At 65.3% G+C, this 16,044-nt stretch carries 9 protein-coding genes; 1 reads left to right on the top strand and 8 read right to left on the bottom strand.

What is annotated here, in order from left to right:
• The first annotated feature begins 15 nt into the window (after nucleotides 1–15).
• Complete coding sequence (locus B5G28_RS07055) at nucleotides 16–2,430, top strand: TIM-barrel domain-containing protein (protein ID WP_242967503.1); 2,415 nt, start codon at nucleotides 16–18, stop codon at nucleotides 2,428–2,430.
• A gap of 95 nt (nucleotides 2,431–2,525) precedes the next feature.
• Here the strand turns inward: B5G28_RS07055 and B5G28_RS07050 are convergent, their stop codons facing one another.
• The 8 genes from B5G28_RS07050 to B5G28_RS07015 form a co-directional block, all read right to left on the bottom strand.
• Nucleotides 2,526–4,886, bottom strand: a complete 2,361-nt coding sequence (locus B5G28_RS07050) for a glycogen/starch/alpha-glucan phosphorylase (protein ID WP_087247275.1) — start codon at nucleotides 4,884–4,886, stop codon at nucleotides 2,526–2,528.
• A 58-nt stretch (nucleotides 4,887–4,944) separates the two neighbouring features.
• Nucleotides 4,945–6,567 (bottom strand): alpha-glucosidase, encoded by a 1,623-nt coding sequence (locus tag B5G28_RS07045; RefSeq protein WP_343215545.1) that lies wholly within the window; start codon nucleotides 6,565–6,567, stop codon nucleotides 4,945–4,947.
• 36 nt (nucleotides 6,568–6,603) lie between these two features.
• A complete protein-coding gene (locus B5G28_RS07040; protein WP_087247273.1) occupies nucleotides 6,604–8,325 on the bottom strand; it encodes a glycoside hydrolase family 13 protein in 1,722 nt (573 codons plus the stop codon).
• Between the two features lie 51 nt (nucleotides 8,326–8,376).
• Nucleotides 8,377–10,356: an amylo-alpha-1,6-glucosidase gene (locus B5G28_RS07035; protein ID WP_087247271.1), complete on the bottom strand. Its 1,980-nt coding sequence runs from the start codon at nucleotides 10,354–10,356 to the stop codon at nucleotides 8,377–8,379.
• A 13-nt stretch (nucleotides 10,357–10,369) separates the two neighbouring features.
• On the bottom strand, nucleotides 10,370–12,355 hold the full coding sequence (gene pulA / locus B5G28_RS07030) for a type I pullulanase (protein WP_087247269.1): 1,986 nt from the start codon (nucleotides 12,353–12,355) through the stop codon (nucleotides 10,370–10,372).
• A 108-nt stretch (nucleotides 12,356–12,463) separates the two neighbouring features.
• The gene (locus tag B5G28_RS07025; protein ID WP_087247267.1) at nucleotides 12,464–13,339 is read right to left on the bottom strand and encodes a sugar ABC transporter permease; all 876 of its coding nucleotides are present in this window, start codon (nucleotides 13,337–13,339) and stop codon (nucleotides 12,464–12,466) included.
• A 2-nt stretch (nucleotides 13,340–13,341) separates the two neighbouring features.
• Complete coding sequence (locus tag B5G28_RS07020) at nucleotides 13,342–14,733, bottom strand: sugar ABC transporter permease (RefSeq protein WP_087247265.1); 1,392 nt, start codon at nucleotides 14,731–14,733, stop codon at nucleotides 13,342–13,344.
• A 19-nt stretch (nucleotides 14,734–14,752) separates the two neighbouring features.
• The gene (locus B5G28_RS07015) at nucleotides 14,753–15,991 is read right to left on the bottom strand and encodes an extracellular solute-binding protein (protein WP_087247263.1); all 1,239 of its coding nucleotides are present in this window, start codon (nucleotides 15,989–15,991) and stop codon (nucleotides 14,753–14,755) included.
• Between the last annotated feature and the right edge of the window lie 53 nt (nucleotides 15,992–16,044).

Here is a 16,044-nt window from a genome sequence, read left to right as displayed (position 1 = left end):
AAGAGGGCCTGATGGATGAAGGATAAGGAAAGGATGCTGCCTATGGAAACGACCCAGATCAAGAGCCGTCCCATCTGCCGCCGGGAAGCGGTGGTGCAGGGGGACAAATACCGGTTCAGCCTGCTGACGCCGCGGCTGTTCCGGCTGGAGTACAATGAGGCGGGGATCTTTGAGGACCGCCCCACCCAGTGCGTGATGAACCGGGAGTTCCCGGTGCCCGCCTTTGAGGTGTATGAGACCGAGCACTCCCTCAAAATCGTCACCGAAGGGGTGGAGCTGCTGTACAACAAACAGGCCTTTTCCCCCAGCGGCCTGTCCCTGACGGTCAAGGCCAGCAAGGACGCCCACAACGCCGTCTGGCATTACGGCGAGCCGGTGGAGGACCTGGGGGGCACCGCCCGCACCCTGGACGGGGCGGACGGCGCGGTGGAGCTGGACCACGGCGTGGTGTCCCGGGGACGGTATGGCGTATTGGACGACAGCCATTCCCTGGTGATCCGGGAGGACGGCTGGGTGGAGACCCGGAAAGGGGAGACGGTGGACCTGTACTTCTTCGGGTACGGCCACGACTACCAGGGCTGCCTGCGGGACTTTTACCGCCTGACGGGGGATACCCCCATGCTGCCCCGGTTCGCCCTGGGCAACTGGTGGAGCCGCTACCACCGCTACACCGACCAGGAGTACAAGGAACTGGTCCAGCGGTTTGAGAAGGAACAGGTGCCCTTCTCGGTGTCGGTCATCGACATGGACTGGCACCTGGTGGACGTAGACCCCAAGTACGGCAGCGGCTGGACCGGCTACACCTGGAACAAAGAACTGTTCCCCGACCCGCCGGCCTTCATGGACTGGCTGCACCAGCACAACCTGCGGGTGACGCTGAACGTTCACCCGGCGGACGGCGTCCGGGCCTTTGAAGAGGCCTACCGGCCCATGGCCGAGGCGCTGGGCCGGGACTGGCGCACCGGCGAGACCATCGAGTTCGACATCGCCGACCCCAAGTTCCTGAAAGCCTATTTCGAGTGCCTCCACCACCCCCAGGAAAAGGACGGGGTGGACTTCTGGTGGCTGGACTGGCAGCAGGGCACCCGCACCAAAATCCCCGGTCTGGACCCCCTGTGGATGCTGAATCACTACCACTATCTGGACAGCATGCGGGACGGCAAGCGGGGGATGACCTTCTCCCGCTACGCCGGCGTGGGCAGCCACCGGTACCCGGTGGGCTTCTCGGGGGATACCATCATCACCTGGGAATCGCTGGACTTCCAGCCCTATTTCACCGCCAACGCCAGCAATGTGGGCTATGGCTGGTGGAGCCACGACATCGGCGGCCATATGATGGGCTACAAGGACGATGAACTGTCCACCCGCTGGGTCCAGCTGGGTGTCTTTTCGCCCATCATGCGGCTGCACAGCTCCAACAGCCGCTTCACCGGCAAGGAACCCTGGAACTACAACCTGATTTCCGAGACGGTGATGAAAAAATACCTGCGCCTGCGCCATCAGCTGGTGCCCTATCTCTACACCATGAACCGGCTGGCCAGCCAGGAAGGCCAGCCGCTGGTGCGGCCCATGTACTACCTGGAGCCGGAACAGCCCGAGGCCTACGAGGTGCCCAACGAGTACTATTTCGGCACCCAGCTCATCGCCTGCCCCATCACCCGGCCCATGGACAAAAAGGCCGGGGCCGCCTCCTTTGAGGCGTGGCTGCCGGCGGGCAAGTGGTTTGACCTGTTCAACGGCCGGGTCTACGACGGCGGCCGGAAACTGATCCTCTGGCGGGGCATCGAGGACATCCCGGTGCTGGCCAGGGCGGGCGGCATCCTGCCCATGGCTGCCCTGGAACCCTACAGCAACCGCATCGACAACCCCGAGGCCATGGTGGTCAAGGTGTTCCCGGGCAGCGACGGCGCCTTTGACCTGTATGAGGACGACGGCGTCAGCCTGGACCCGGCTCCCACCGCCGCCGTCACCCATATGACCTGGGACTGCATGAAAGAAGGCTGCTTCACCATCGCCCCGGTGGAGGGCAATCCTGCCACCGTCCCCGCCCGGCGGACCTACACCCTGGAATTCCGGGGCGTGGCCGACCAGCCGGTGGAGGTGATGGTAAACGGCCAGCCGGCGGAGGCCGCGTGCAGCTATCAGGAGGACACCCACACCCTGACGGTGCAGGCCCCCGCCATCACTCCCGCCGACCGGCTGGAGGTGCGGTTCGGCCATCCGGTGGCGGTGCGGTCCAATGACCTGCTGGGCCAGACCTTCCAGCTGCTGTACAAGGCCGAGATGGAGTACAACCTGAAAGAGCGGATCTACGGCTACCTGCAGAGCGGCATGAACGCCGCCGAACTGCTGGGCGTCCTCCAGACCATGGAGCTGACCGACGCCGTCCGCGGGATGCTGTCGGAAGTGCTGCTGGCGGAAACCCGCTGAGCTGCACCTGTAAAATAAGAAAAGCCGGAAGGCTGCGGAGTGAAATCCGCGTCTTCCGGCTTTTTATTGTGTGTGGGCGGCCTGCCCGGGGCTGGTTATTCGTCCTTCTCCGGGGCCGCGGCGGGCGTTTCGGGGGCCTCTGCGGCCTCTGGGGCGGTCTCAGCCTTTGCGGGAGCTTCCGGGGCGGCGGCCGGGCGCAGATGCCAGATGTCGGCGTCGTACTGGGCGATGGTGCGGTCGGAGGAGAAATACCCCGACTTGGCAATGTTCACCAGCATCTTTTTGGCCCAGGCGGTGCGGTCCTCGTAGGCGGCCAGGGCCCGCTCCTTGGCGGCGATGTAGCTCTCCAGGTCCAGCAGGGCCATGAACCAGTCCTTGTACTTCAGGTCGTTCCACAGGGGCCACAGCAGGTTGGGGTCCCCCAGCGAGAGCATCTGGGGAGTAAGCAAAAAGTCCACCAGATATTCCAGGTTGGGCCGGTGGTAGTAGTCCAGAGGCCGGTAGGCATTGTGACCGTAGAGGTCGATGACCTGGTCGCTGGATGCGCCGAAGGTGAAAATGTTGTCCGGGCCCACCAGATCGGCGATTTCTACGTTGGCGCCGTCCATGGTGCCCAGCGTTACCGCGCCGTTGGCCATGAACTTCATGTTGCTGGTGCCGCTGGCCTCCTTGGAGGCCAGGGAGATCTGTTCCGACAGGTCGCAAGCGGGGATCAGGGCCTCGGCCCAGCTGACGTTGTAGTTCTCCACCATCACCACATGGAGCCAGGGCCGGACGTCGGGGTCCGACTCGGTCAGAGCCTGCAGGCAGAGGATCAGATGGATGATGTTCTTGGCCATGGTGTAGGCCGGGGCCGCCTTGGCCCCAAACAGGACGGTGATGGGCCGGGCCGGCCGGCGGCCCGACTTGATCTCACAGTACTTGTAGATGACCCACAGGGCGTTCATCTGCTGGCGCTTGTACTCGTGGAGCCGTTTGACCTGGATATCAAAGATGGAGTTGGGGTCGATCTCCACCCCCTGGCGCTGCCGCAGCAGAGCCTGGAATTTCCGCTTGTTGTGCTGCTTGACCTCCAGCAGGGCGCTGAGGCTGTCGGCGTCGCCGGCGTAGTCCAGCAGCTTTTCCAGCTGGGCGGCGTCGCGGGTCCATCCGTCGCCGATCCGCTGGGTGATCCACCGGGCCAGGGCCGGGTCGCAGGCTTCCAGCCACCGGCGGAAGGTCACGCCGTTGGTCTTGTTATTGAACTTTTCGGGGTACAGGTCGTAGAAGGGTTTCAGCTCGCTGTTTTTGAGGATTTCGGTGTGGAGGGCCGCCACGCCGTTCACCGAGTGGCCGTAATGGATGTCCATATGGGCCATGTGCACCCGGCCCCAGGGGTCCAGGATGGATACCCGGTCGTCGCCGCTGCGCTGGCGGGCCCGGCGGTCCAGCTCCTCAATGATGGGCACCAGCTGGGGCGCCACCGTCCGGATGTAGTCCAGAGGCCACTTTTCCAGCGCCTCGGCCAGAATGGTGTGGTTGGTGTAGGCGCAGGTCTGTTCCACCTGGGCCAGGGCCTGGTCGAAGGTCAGGCCCAGACCGGTCAGCAGCCGGATCAGCTCGGGAATCACCATGGAGGGGTGGGTGTCGTTGATCTGGATGGCCACATGGTCGCTGAGGGTCGCGGGCCCGAAGCCCCGGCCGGCCAGTTCTTCCAGAATCAGCTGGGCCCCCGCTGACACCATGAAGTACTGCTGATACACCCGCAGCAGCTGGCCCTCGTAGTCGCTGTCGTCGGGGTAGAGGAAGGAGGTCAGGCAGTGGGGGATGTCCCGCTTGTCAAACCGGATGCCGTCGGCAGGAGGCTGGGCGGGGTCGGACACGTCAAACAGGTGGAGCCGGTTGGCAATGCCGCTGTGGGCGCCGGGCACCAGAATGTCGTAGAGGTTGGCCGTCAGCTCGAAGCCCCCGAAGGGAACGGTGAAGGTCTTGCCGGTGGAAATCAGCCAGCTCTCGGGCTGAATCCAGGGGTCGGGCTGTTCCTGCTGCCTGCGGTCGGTGAACTTCTGATGGAACAGGCCATAGTGATAGTTCAGGCCCACGCCGTCCCCGGGCAGGCCCAGGGCCGCAATGGAATCCAGAAAACAGGCGGCCAGACGGCCCAGTCCGCCGTTGCCCAGCGAGGGCTCGGGCTCGTATTCCTCCAAAGCTGCCAGCGAGCGGCCCATCTCGTCCAGCAGGGTGCGGACCGGCTCGAACAGGCCCAGGGCCAAAAGGTTATTGCTGAGCAGCTTGCCCAGCAGAAACTCGGCCGAGAAGTAGTAGAGCTTGCGCCCGGTGTCGGGGGCCGGCAGGGCGGCGGCCCGCTCCTGGGTCAGGGCCAGCAGGGCCTGATAGAGCTGGGCGTCGGTGCAGTCCGCAGGCGGACAGCCAAAGCGCTCCTGGGTGATGGCGGACAGCTGTTGTTTGAGTTCCATGGGAAACCCCTCCTTTTCTGTGACAAAACAGAGTATGGATCAACCAAACAAGTTAGACTTACAGGCTGCGCAGCCAGAGGACGGCCTCCCAGGGGCGCAGGACCCCATCCCGGGGCGCGCCCTGGGTGGCCAGCAGCGGGGTGCAGCCCCGGAAGGCCTCGGGCAGGTCAAAGGCGGCCTCCTGGCCGCTGAGGTTGACGGCGGCCAGCAGTTCCTGGCCGGCCCCCCGGCGCAGGTAGGCAAAGACCTGCTTGTCCTCGGGGCACAGCAGGGTGAAATCTCCCTCCACAAAGACCGGATGCTCCTTGCGCAGGGCAATCAGCTTCTGGTAGGTGTAAAAGACCGAGTCGGGGTCGGCCAGGGCGGCCTCGGCGTTGATCTGGGTGTGGTTGGGGTTGAGCTTCATCCAGGGGGTGCCGGTGGTGAATCCGGCGTTGGGCCCGGCGGTCCACTGCATGGGGGTGCGGGCGTTGTCCCGCATCATCCGGTGGATGTGGGCCATGGCCAGCTCCTCCGGCTCGCCCTTGGCGATCAGCTCGTGGTAGGCATTGATGCTCTCCAGGTCCCGCAGGTCCTCCAGGGGGAAGTCCACGTTGGTCATCCCCAGCTCCTCGCCCTGGTAGATGTAGGGCGTGCCCTGCAGGCCGTGGAGGGCCACCGCCAGGGCCTTGGCCGAGTCCACCCGATGGGCGCCGTCGTCGCCCCAGCGGCTGACGATCCGGGGCAGGTCGTGGTTGTTCCAGAAAAGGCTGTTCCAGCCGCAGCCGTGGAGGCCCTTCTGCCAGCGGGCAATGCTCTCCTTGAGCTGGGGCAGGGCGAAGTCTTTGGGCTCCCACTTGTTGCCGGTGTGGTCCAGCACCATCTGCTCAAACTGGAACACCATGCTGAACACGGTGCCGTCGGGGGCGCTGTACTGGCGGGCCCGGTCGAGGTTGGCGCCCCAGGCCTCGCCTACCGTCACCAGGTTGGCCCCGCCCCAGGTCTCCCGGTTCAGTTCCCGCAGAAACTCCATCAGATGGGGGCCGTTGGCGGTGATTTTGCGGTCGGGCTCCTTGGCCACCTGGTCGATGACGTCCAGGCGGAAGCCCTCCACCCCTTCCTCCATCCAGAACCGGATCATCCGGTACAGTTCCTGCCGGACGGCGGGGTTAAACCAGTTCAGGTCGGGCTGCTGGGGGGCGAACTGATGGAAGTAATACTGTCCCACCGCCGGCACATAGGTCCAGGCCGGCCCGCCGAAGGCGGCCCGCATGTCGTTGGGCAGGACCCCCGGCTCGCCGTCCCGCCAGACGTAGTAGTCGTGGCAGGGATTGTCCCGGCTCTGACAGGCCGCCTGGAACCAGCGGTGCTGGTCGCTGGTGTGGTTCAGCACCAGGTCCAGCAGGATGCCGATGCCCCGGGCCTTGGCCTCCCGGATCAGGGTGCGCATGTCGTCCAGGCTGCCGAACATGGGGTCGATGGCCTGATAGTCGGCCACGTCATAGCCGTTGTCGGCCTGGGGGGAGGCGAACACCGGGCACAGCCACAGGGCGTCCACACCCAGTTTCTGGAGATAATCCAGCCGGGAGAGGATGCCGGGCAGGTCGCCGATGCCGTCCCCGTTGGAGTCCTGGAAGCTCTTGGGATAAATCTGGTAGATGACAGCTTGTTTCCACCAGTCTTTTTTGCTGAAATTCATCATAGGGAAAAACCTCCTTGTTGTGGATGGGATGGGCGCTCAGGCCCGGCGGATCAGGATGCCGCCGGGGGCCAGGACGCCGCCGTCCCAGCCGCGGCAGAACAGTTCCTCACCGCCGGGGGCCAGGGGCTGGGGCTGGCTGCCGGCGTTGAGGCAGATTTCCAGCGCCTCGGCCGGATTGCCCCGGCGGTAGCGGACCAGACGCCCGGGGCCGGGGTCAAAGGCGATCTCCCGGCCCTGGAGGGCGGGTTCCTGCCGGCGCAGGGCAATGAGGGCCTGCAGGGCGTCATGGCTGGCCTTGCCGGCGGGGGTGTCCAGCTCCTCCCAGGGCATGCACCGGCGGCAGTCGGGGTCAGGACCGCCCTCCATTTCCAGCTCGGTGCCGTAGTAGATGCAGGGGCTGCCGGGCAGGGTGAACAAGGCCGCCAGCTGCTGCCAGAAATCCGCCTCCGAGGCGGCGCGGGTCCGCAGCCGGATGGTGTCGTGGGAGTCCAGCAGGGTGAACTGGGCGGTGTCCACCTGGGGCGGGTAGGCCGCCAGGCACTGGCCCACATCCCAGCCGAAGGCCTCGGCGGGGAGGGCGTCGTCCTCGAAGAAGCGGCGCAGGGCGCTCTGGAGGGGATAGTGCATGACGGCGTCGTACTCGTCCCCCTCCAGCCAGGGGGAGGCGTCGTGCCAGATCTCGCCCAGCAGGTACAGGTCGGGCTTGAGGGCCTTGAGCCGGACCCGCAGTTTGCGGAGGAAGGCGTGGGAAATCTCGTTGCCCACGTCAAAGCGGATGGCGTCGATGTCGTACCGGCGGACCCAGTTCTCGCACAGGGTGATGAAGTACTCCTGCACTTCCGGCTCGTTGGTGTTGAGCTTGGGCATCCCGCCGTGGAAGGCAAAGGAGAAGTACCGGCCGTCCCGGGTGTCCCCCTCGGTGAAGGGCCACTGACGGACAAAGAACCACTTCCAGTAGGGGGACTGGGGGCCGTGCTCCACCACATCCCGCCAGGGGGCAAAGCCGGGGCCGCAGTGGTTGAACACGGCGTCCAGCATCACCCGGATGCCGTTCTGATGGGCGGCGCGGACCAGACGGGACAGATCCGCCTCGGTGCCGAAATCGGGGTCGATGCGGGTGTAGTCGGCGGTGTCGTATTTATGGATGCTGGGGGAGGCGAAAATGGGGGTCAGGTAAAGGCCGCCGATGCCCAGCCGGGCCAGATAGGGCAGTTTGGAGGTGATGCCCGCCAGATCTCCGCCGAAGCGGTCGGCGTTGGTGACCGGCCCCCGCCGCCAGGGCAGGGCCCCGGGCCGGCCGCTGCCGCCCCGGCAGAACCGGTCGGGGAAGATCTGATACCAGACGGTATGGCGGACCCAGTCGGGGGGCGCGATGCAGTCGGCGGGGTTCATCCAGGGCATGGTGAAGCACTGGACCCGGTTGTCCAGCTGGAGGAAGGGCCGCAGCCCGTCCTCATAGTAATACCAGCACTCCTCCCCCTGATGCACCGCGAAGCAGTAGCGCAGACGGCGGTAGGGCGGGCGGAGGGTGGTAGTCCACAGCTGGTGATGTTCCAGGGTGAAGGCGGGGGACATGGGGGCCCGGCGGCCCTGCCAGGCGGCCTCGCCGCCGGCGATGCCGCCCTCATAGGGGTCAGCGTAAATCAGTTCCACCGCGTCGGCGTCCCGACCGGTGCGCAGGGTGATCTGAAGGGTTTCCTGGTCCAGGGCGCAGCACATGGGGGTGCGGGCCTGATGGGTGATGGCAGCCAGATTCATAGATGGCGTTGCCTCCTTGTTTTGATGGGAAAATGGGCGTACAGCCTCAGTTTACTCCTGGGCCCAGCCGTTGTCCAGACCCGCGGCGGCGGGGCGTTCCAGCGCCTCGCAGACCCGCAGCATCTCGCCCACGCTCCAGGCCTGGGCGAAGCACCCGCGGGAGGGTCCCGGCGCGGCGCCGTCGTAGATTTCGGGCAGCTGGCCCAGGCATCCCTCCCGCAGGGCGGGGACCAGGGCGTCCAGATCCCGGCTCACCCGGCGGCAGGCGTCGGAGCCGAAATTCCCCAGCCGCAGCTCGGCCAGATAGTACCCGCCCAGGGGGAAGGGCCAGACGGTGCCCTGATGATAGGCCAGGTCCCGTACCTTCTGGGGGCCGCCGTAGACGGGGTGGAAATTGGGATCGGCGGGGTCCAGGGTCCGCAGGCCGCAGGGGGTCCACAGGGCCCGGCGGACGCTGCGCACCACCCCTTCCGCCTGGGAGCGGGTGAGGGGGGTGAAGGGCATGGACACCGCCCAGATCTGGTTGCACCGCAGCTGGGTGTCGGCCTCGGAGGGGACATTCCCGATGACGTCCCGCAGCCGCTGATGGTCCGGCATCCAGAAGCTGCGGCGGAAGCTCTCGCCCACCCGGTCGGCCAGGGCGTCATAGGATGCGCCCTCGGCGCCGGTCAGGGGGGCCAGCCGGGCCATGATCCGGAGGGCGTTGTACCAGTAGGAGTTGACTTCCACCGGCTTGCCGTGGCGGGGGGTGGGGAGGATTTCCCCGATCCGCACGTCCATCCAGGTCACCTGGTCCAGGCCCTGGCCGGCGCAGATGAGGCCGTCGGCGTCCATGTGGATGCCGTGGAGGGTGCCGGCCTGATACCGCTCCACAATGCGGGCGGCACAAGGCCAGACCTCCCGGACAAAGGCGTCGTCCCCGGTGCGGACATGATACAGCCACAGGCAGTTGATGAACAGCAGGGCGGCGTCCACCGTGTTGTACTGGGGCGGGGCGTCCTGGTCAGGGAAGAGGTTGGGCAGCAGGCCGTCCCGCTCGTTTTCGGCAAAGGTGCGCAGGATGCTTTTGGCGTCCTCCCACCGGCCGGTGGAGAGGGTGCAGCCGGGCAGAGCGATCATGGTATCCCGGCCCCAGTCGGTGAAGAAGGGGTAACCGGCGATGATGGTCTTGCCGCCGGTGGAGGCCCGGTCCACCACAAAGGCGTCGGCGGCCTCCGAGAGAACCTTGCCCAGAGGGCTGCGGAGCCCGGCGGCCGCGGCCTGGGCCTTGCGGCGGCGGGCCTGGCCCGAGAGAACCGCATCGGCTTTGGGCAGCCGGGGCTCGGTGCTGAATACCACGGCGGCCTCCCGGGTCTCGCCGGGGGCGGCCTCAAACACAAAGCGGCCCGCTGCGCCGCACAGGCCGGTGGGGGTGCGGCCGTCGGGGGCGTCGTGGCGGAAGAACAGAGTCTCGAACTGAGGCGCTTCCAGGGCCTCGGCCCGGCCTCCTTCCACCGAGAAATACAGGTCCATTCCGCCGCTGGACACCCGGTCGGGCTGCCAGTCAAACATGCGGCGGCGGGTCATCTTGCCCCCTTTGGGCACAAAGCGCAGCCAGGGGGTGACGGTCAGGGCGCAGGGGGAGGCGGAGCCGTTTTCAATGGTGTAGCGGACCGCCGCTGTGTTGGCGCCGTACTGGATGGCCACCCGGCGGGTGACCCGGACGCCCTCCGCCTCATAGACCCAGCAGGGGCTCTCGGCGTCCATCAGGATCAGATGCCGCCAGCCGTCCTCGGCGGGGGCGCCGGCCTTGTCCTGGGTGGAGAGCCAGAGGCGCTGGCCGCCTGCGTCCAGCTGTTCCGACAGGCGGTGGACCAGGTCAAAGCGGGCGGTGGGGGCCCGCAGGCAGGCCATCAGAAAGGCGTGGTCGTTGCGGGTGGCCGAGAAGGCCGCCGACAGGGAGCAGTAGCCTCCCAGGCCGTTGGCCAGCAAAAAACAGTTCTGCTGGGCGTTTTCACCGGCAAAGTCCTGCCGGCCAAAGAGAAAGTCCATAGCAATGTACTCCTTAATCCAGTGATGTCCGGCCCAGAATCAGGGCGCCGGAGGCGGGCAGCTCGGCCAGGCCGTCCAGCAGGACGGGGGCCTGGTCCTGCCAGCAGGTGCTGCGGCCCTCGTCGGCCAGCAGCTGCCACCGGCCCTCGGGCAGGGCGGCGGGACGGATGCGGTCGGATGCGTTGTAGAACAGCAGCAGCTGATCCCACCGGCTGGCGGGGCCGCTGTTGTCCAGCAGGAAGGCCGCGCACAGGCGGCTGGGCCGCCAGGAGGCCAGAAGCCGGTTCCGGGCCTGCTCGGTCTTGTCCCACAGGGCGGGCAGATGCTGGCGCAGGGCCATCAGGCCCCGGTAATATTCCTCCAGCTCATGCCAGGGCCCCGACCAGGCCCGGGTCCAGTCCAGCTGGTTGAGCCGGGCGGGGGCGTTGTAGCTGTCCTGCAGGCCCTGTTTGGTGCGGCCGAATTCCTCGCCCGCCAGCAGGAACAGGCGGCCCTGACAGCCAAAGCAGAAGGCCGCCGCCAGCCGGTTGGCCCCCAGTACCTCAGGGGTGGGGGTGTCAAAACTTCGGGTGGGGTCCATGGTGATGACCAGCTTGTCCCACAGGGTCCAGTCGTCGTGGCTGGACAGGTAGGTGATGGTCTGAGAGGGGGTCCGCACCGCGAACCGGCCGCCCTTCACCCCGGCCCAGCCGGTGACGGCGGCGCTCAGGTCGGCCAGCCGGGCCGAGCCGCCGTTGACAAAGCCGGGACGCTCGGCGTGGAGGATATGGCCCTTGACCAGGTCCCGGGTGGCGTCGCAGAAGGCGCCGATGTTTTCATCCAGGGTAGGCAGGGCCCGCTTGCCGGCAGGGACCGCCTTCCGGTGCATGGGGCTGCGGCCGGCGCTCCAGGGCTCGCCGAACAGCAGTTTTTCGCCGCGGCCGTATTCCGCGTCCAGGGCGGCACGAATCCGCTCCATCAGGCCGGTGTCCAGCAGGCCCATCAGATCGAACCGGAAGCCGTCCATGTGGTATTCCCGGGCCCAGTACAGCACCGATTCCAGGATGTACCGGCTGCACATGCTCCGCTCGCTGGCCAGGTCGTTGCCGCAGCCCGAGCCGGCGGCGGGGCTGCCGTCGGGGTTCTGGCGGTAGAAGTACCAGGGCTCGGTCCGCCACAGCCAGGAATCCAGCTTGTAGGTGTGGTTGTACACCACGTCCATGATGACCCGGAAGCCGCTGCGGTGGAGGGCCTGGACCGCCTCTTTCAGTTCCCGGATGCGGACGGCGCCGTCGCAGGGGTCGGAGGCGTAGCTGCCCTCGGGGACGTTGTAGTTCACCGGGTCATAGCCCCAGTTGAAGGCCTCGGGATCGCTCTCGGGCACCGAACCATAGTCGTACACCGGCATCAGCTGCACATGGGTGATGCCCAGCCGCTTGAGGTAGTCCAGACAGGTGGGGTGGACCCCGTCGCCGTCCAGGGTGGTGCCGGTGAGGGTCAGGGCCTTGTACTTGCCCCGCAGTTCCTCGGGGACGCCGCTGTGGACGTCGTGGGAAAAGTCCTTGACGTGGACCTCCCAGATGATGTCCTCGGGATGGCGGGCCGGGGGCTGGTCGGCGGCCCAGCCCTCGGGGTCGGTGCGGCGCAGGTCGATGACCATGCTGCGGAACCCATCCCGGCCGCAGGCCCGGGCCCAGGGGTCGGCGGTCTGCCGGGTGACCCCTTCGCTGTCGGTGACGGCGTAGTCGTAATAGCGGCCGTCCAGGTTGCCCTCCACCTCGGTCTGCCAGACCCCGCGCTCGCCCCGGACCAGGTCGATCATCAGGGCGCTGTCGCCGTCGCTGCCGTCCTCGTACAGGGACAGGGTCACCTTGCGGGCGGTGGGGGCCCAGAGGGCAAAGCGGGTGGACTGGGCCGTCCACAGGGCCCCCAGGGGGGCGTCGGTGTGGAACTGGACTTCAAATGCCTTGGAATCGTACATTTTGCGGCGTGCGGCCGCGGTTTGGGTTTCAGTCTGCATGAAAGCTCCTTCGGTCTGTCAAAAGGACAGCAGCCGCCAGATATGGGGGTCTGACGGCTGCTGCGTGGGTTGGGACTTGGGGGAAACAATGCGCTCAGAGAATACCGATCAGCCCTTGACCGCGCCGGCCATGCCGTTGACGTAGTATTTCTGCAGTTTCAGGAACAGGATCGCAATGGGAATCGAGATCAGCACGGCGCCGGCCGCGAAGCAGGTGTACCAGTTGTCAATGTACTCCTTCTCCAGCATCTTCCACAGGCCGATGGCCACCGTGTACTGGTCGGAGTTGGCGCGGCAGATCACCTTGGCGAAGATGAAGTCCACCCAGGGTCCGATGAACGAGGTCAGGACGGTGTAGATGACGATGGGCTTGGACAGGGGCAGGGTGATCTTGGTGAAGATCTGCCAGCGGGTGCAGCCGTCCAGCAGGGCGGCTTCGTCCAGCGCCATGGGGATGGTGTCAAAGAAGCCCTTGGTAATCTGGAAGCCCAGGGCCGCGCCGCCCGAATAGCACAGGATCAGGGCCAGACGGACGTTGTTGCCCTCGGTGAGGCCCACCGCCTTCAGGATGAAGTAGACGGCCACCATGGACATGAAGCCGGGGAACAGGCCCAGAATCATGGCCATGTTCATGTAGGGCTTGCGCATTTTGAACCGCAGCCGGGACAGGCAGTAGGAGGCCGACAGCAGGAAGAAGGCGGACAAAATGCAGGAGCAGACGGCGATGAACAGGGTGTTCATGAACATCTGGGGGAAGTTGAGGATGCTGGTGTCGGTGAACAGCTTGATGTAGTTGTCCAGGGTGTAGGACTTGGGGAAGAAGGTGGAGACGTAACTGCCTTTCTCGGCGCGGAAGCTGGTCAGCACCACCCACAGGACCGGGAACAGCCAGATCACCGCCAGGATGGACAGGACCACATAGACAATGGCGTTGTTGCGGGCCTTGATGCGCTTGGCGCTGGCCTGTTTTTGATTGGAACTCATGCTCAGAAGCCTCCTTCTTCACGGTAGGACTTGCTGCGGCGATAGGTCAGCAGCGAGCCGATGGCCAGGATGATAAAGGTCAGAATGCCGACGACGGCGCCCACGTTGTAGTACTGCTTGTCGATGGTCAGCTTGTACAGCCAGGTGACCAGCAGGTCGGTGCTGCCGGCGGTGGAGGCCAGGTCGGTGACGGGGTCGCCGCCCGACAGCAGATAGATGACGTTGAAGTTGTTGACGTTGCTGGTGAAGGTGGCGATCAGATAGGGGGTGGTGACGTAGAACATATAGGGCAGGGTGATGCGGAAGAAGGTCTGCACCGAGTTGGCGCCGTCCACCGTGGCGGCCTCATAGAGGTCGGTGGGGATGTTCTGGAGCACGCCGGTGAGCTGGAGCAGGGTGTAGGGGACGCCCACCCAGATGTTGATGAGGATGACGGTGACCCGGGCCCAGGTGGGATCGGTGAAGAAGGGAAGGCTGGTGCCCTCGGCGATGAAGCCCAGCTGGCGCAGCAGGACGTTGACGGCGCCCTCGGGCTGGAGCATGGTGCGCATGATCAGCAGGGAGACGAACATGGGCACCGCGCAGGGCAGCACAAAGCAGAAGCGCCAGAAGCCCTTGAACTTGGTTTCCTTGCGGTTGATGACGATGGCCAGGATCATGCCGGCGAAGTAGTTGGTGAAGGTGGCGAAGAAGGCCCAGACCAGGGTCCAGCCCAGGACCCGCCAGAAGGTGGAGCCCAGAACCGAGTTGGAGTCAAACAGGGTGCGGAAGTTGTCCAGGCCCACCCAGTCGAACAGGACCAGATGGTTGCCGATCTTGCTGTAGTTGGTGAAGGCCATGCAGATCATAAAGACCAGGGGCAGGATGGTCAGCACCGTGATGAAGAACATGGAGGGGGTCATCAGGAGGCGGTAGAGGTTGGAGTCCAGCAGCTCCTTCAGGTCCTCGGTGAAGGTGTTGATGTGCTTGCCGGCCTTGGCCATGCACTCGGCGTGGTAGGCGCTCTTGAGGGTGCCGCGCCAGATCCAGAACACCAGGCCGGTGATGAACAGGGTGGCCAGGCCGTACAGGAGCAGCAGGATGGACTGGTCGCCCTGGGTGTACTCAAAAATCTGCAGTTCCTCGTTCCAGTACTCCTGCTGTTCCACGCTGCCCAGGCCCACCAGCATGGACAGGTTATAGAAGCCCTGGGTGAACATAAAGACCAGATAGGCTACTTCCACCGCCAGGAACAGCAGGCCCTTGACCACCTGTCCGTGGACGATGTTGCCCAGGCCCATGACCAGGGCCGAGAGTTTGGTCTCGATGCCGCCGTCTTTCAAAGCTGCCGTGCAGGTGCAGGGGGTTTCGGCCACATAGGCACGGCGCAGTTTCAATGCGCTTGTCGCGTTCATCCTCGATTCCTCCCTTTCCTTACGAGATGCCGTTGCTGTTCATGGCGTCGTTCATGGCGATGGTCTGTTCCGCGGCGTTTTCGTGGGTGACGGTCCCGCTGCGGATGCCCTTGCCCAGGTTCTCCACGGGGGTCCAGCAGTTGCTCATGGAGGCCACGAAGGGCTGCAGAACCGAGGTGTTGTCGAAGGTGTCGTTCTGGGCGGCCACCACCAGGTCGCTGGCGATGGCGGGGTCGGCCAGCAGCTCGGTGTTGCAGGGGATCACGTTGCGCAGCTCATAGTGGAGCTGCTGGGCCTCGGCGGAGCCCAGATAGATGGCCAGCTCGATGGCCTGCACCATGTACTTGCTGTGGGAGTTGACGCCGATGGCCTTGCTGCCGGCGTAGGCGTACATCTGTTTCTCCTCGCCGTTCAGGGTGTAGGTGGGCAGGGCGGCCACACCCATGTTCTCGCCCAGGATCTCCTTGATGGAGGCTGCATCCCAGGAGCCGCTGAACATGGCGTTGATGCTGCCGTCGCGCAGGCCCGCAATGCCCGAGCCGTCGGCATCCACCACGAAGTTGGGGTGATTGTACAGGTCGATCAGGTAGTTGGTGACCTCCACGGCGTTCTCGCCGCCGAAGTCGGCGCCCAGCTCTTCCTGGGTGCCGTCACCGAACAGGGTGCAGCCGTTGCCGAAGTAGAAGGCCGGCAGGTACCAGGAGTTGGTGAAGGGGAAGCTGACCACGCCCTTTTCCAGCATGGTGTCCAGGTTCTTCACGTCCTCCTCCGAAAAGACCCGCTTGTCATAATACATATACCAGGTGTTGGTGGTAAAGGGGACGGCGTACAGGTAGTCGTCCAGGGTCAGAGAGTCCAGCAAAGCGTCGCTGTTGGTGGACTTGATCTGATCGGCGTATTTGCCGCCAAACTTGGCCACAGCGCCCGCATCGGTCAGGTTGGTCAAAACGTCGTTGGTGAACATAAAGACGTCGGCGCTGGCCTCGGGGTCCTGGGAGATGGTGGTGCCGGCGCTGGTCTCATCCACAACGCCGTAGACAAAGGTGATGTCCCACTCGGGGTGAAGCTCGGCAAACCGCTCGCAGCAGGTCTGGAGCCACTGGCCGCTGTCTTTGGACTGGTCCTCGGACGGACTCCAAACCATGAGCCGAACCTCTTCGCTCGCGCCGCTTTGTTGGCTGGAGCAGCCGGTCAGCAAACCCAGCATGGTGGCCCCTGCCAGCAACAGGGCAAGGGCTGCGGACAATTTTTTGCGCATGTGGCAATTCCTCCTATCGTGTAGTATGGCCGTGTGAACCAAAATGCGAAAGT

Origin of the sequence: Faecalibacterium sp. An77 (assembly GCF_002161315.1) — a bacterium.
GTDB lineage: Bacteria > Bacillota > Clostridia > Oscillospirales > Ruminococcaceae > Faecalibacterium.
Note: the sequence above shows the minus strand (reverse complement) of the source record. Positions and strands in the feature narration are given on the sequence as shown.

Bases quoted from the DNA above. Each gene is read 5' to 3' on its own strand.
- B5G28_RS07055 (WP_242967503.1), top strand. From the start codon at position 16: ATGAAGGATAAGGAAAGGATGCTGCCTATGGAAACGACCCAGATCAAG.
- B5G28_RS07050 (WP_087247275.1), bottom strand. From the start codon at position 4,886: ATGGAACTCAAACAACAGCTGTCCGCCATCACCCAGGAGCGCTTTGGC.
- B5G28_RS07045 (WP_343215545.1), bottom strand. From the start codon at position 6,567: ATGATGAATTTCAGCAAAAAAGACTGGTGGAAACAAGCTGTCATCTAC.
- B5G28_RS07040 (WP_087247273.1), bottom strand. From the start codon at position 8,325: ATGAATCTGGCTGCCATCACCCATCAGGCCCGCACCCCCATGTGCTGC.
- B5G28_RS07035 (WP_087247271.1), bottom strand. From the start codon at position 10,356: ATGGACTTTCTCTTTGGCCGGCAGGACTTTGCCGGTGAAAACGCCCAG.
- pulA (WP_087247269.1), bottom strand. From the start codon at position 12,355: ATGCAGACTGAAACCCAAACCGCGGCCGCACGCCGCAAAATGTACGAT.
- B5G28_RS07025 (WP_087247267.1), bottom strand. From the start codon at position 13,339: ATGAGTTCCAATCAAAAACAGGCCAGCGCCAAGCGCATCAAGGCCCGC.
- B5G28_RS07020 (WP_087247265.1), bottom strand. From the start codon at position 14,733: ATGAACGCGACAAGCGCATTGAAACTGCGCCGTGCCTATGTGGCCGAA.
- B5G28_RS07015 (WP_087247263.1), bottom strand. From the start codon at position 15,991: ATGCGCAAAAAATTGTCCGCAGCCCTTGCCCTGTTGCTGGCAGGGGCC.